The sequence below is a fragment of the Pseudarthrobacter albicanus genome (assembly GCF_018224015.1).
GTDB classification, from domain to species: domain Bacteria; phylum Actinomycetota; class Actinomycetes; order Actinomycetales; family Micrococcaceae; genus Arthrobacter; species Arthrobacter albicanus.
Window position 1 is genome coordinate 1 of record NZ_JAGPOT010000188.1, and the last position, 1,406, is coordinate 1,406.

At 66.8% G+C, this 1,406-nt stretch carries 1 protein-coding gene; it reads right to left on the reverse strand.

The features are described from left to right. The coding region (locus J9611_RS22225; protein WP_443701388.1) for an IS30 family transposase at positions 1-1,091 on the reverse strand (1,091 nt) is incomplete at its 3' end. Between the last annotated feature and the right edge of the window lie 315 nt (positions 1,092-1,406).

The following is a 1,406-nucleotide window of genomic DNA, read 5'->3' on the forward strand; positions in this document are numbered from 1 at the left end:
CGCAGCAGCCCGTTGGTGTTCTCGTTGGATCCACGCTGCCAGGGGCTGGCCGGGTCGCAGAAGTAGACATCCATGTCGGTGGCGATGCTGAACGCCTTGTGTCTGGCCATTTCGACGCCCTGGTCCCATGTCAGGGATCCCCGCAGGTGCGCCGGCAGGGTCCCCATGGTCTTGATCAGCCCGTCCCGGACCGATTCGGCGGTGTGGTCCACCGGCAGGTGCACCAGCATCACGTAGCGCGTGGTGCGCTCGACCAGCGTCGCGATCGCCGACTGGTTGTAGGCTCCGGTAATCAAATCCCCCTCCCAATGTCCCGGGACGGCGCGGTCCTGGACCTCTGCGGGGCGTTCGGAAATGTTGATCATCGGGTCCCGGAAACGATGGGTGCGTTCCTCGGGGCTTTTCTGCTTTTTGCGGCGTGTCCGCCCGGTGCGCAACGCCTCTTTGACCTCGCGTTTGAGTCCGCCGCGGGCCTGGAAGTAGAGGGCCTGGTAGATCGTTTCGGGGCTCACGCGCATCTGCTCGTCATCGGGGAATTCCTTGATCAGCAGCTTCGAGATCTGTTCCGGGGACCAGCGGATGCGCAGCTTGTCCGTCACGTAGTCGCGCAGCCCCCCGGCTGCTGCCAGTTTACTGTCCTTGGGCCGTGCCCGGGCCGCGGTGGCGGCCCGGTGGGCGCCGTAGGGCTGGTAGCCGAGCACCGGGTGGCTGTTGCGTTTGATCTCGCGGCTGATGGTGCCCACGGAGCGGCCCAGCGCCCTGCCGATCGCCTGCATGGAGGTTCCCTGGGACCGCAGGTCCGCGATCTTCTCCCGCTCAGGCAAGGACAGGTAGCGGGTGCTGACGGGCTGTTCCAGGGCTTCCAAAGCCACCGGAGCCGCCGGCGGCGGTGGCAGCGCCGGCAGCAGCTCCGGCGGGGCTTCCGGTGCCGTAGCGGGGGCCGATGGTTCGGCTAAAGCAGTAATCACTTCCTGTTTATACGGTACTTCCGGGGCGCTGGAGCCAACGGCGCGGCCCTTGGCCATATCCCGCTCGTTCTCCCACAGGTACCCGCTTTTGCGGCTCGCACCGGCGGCGGCAGCGGCTTCCATCCGGCCAACGCCCGCTTCGCGCAACCGCAGGAATTCGGCGCGTTTCCCCACCCCTGGGTGGATGGACCCGATTCCGGCATGACGGGCCCAGCTCACGCACTGCGATCTGGCCAGACCGAGCTCCCGGGCGGCCACGCTGACACTGCCCACACGAGCGAGGACGGCGAAGAACTCGTCCTTCTGTTCCTGGGTGGCAGACTGCTTTGCCACCGGATTTGCGCGGGGCTTGCGGGTGACGGCGCCGGCCTTGTAGGCCCAATGGAAGCAGGTTTGAACGTTGATTCCCACCGTCTTGGCCGCGAGGCTCACCCTCCC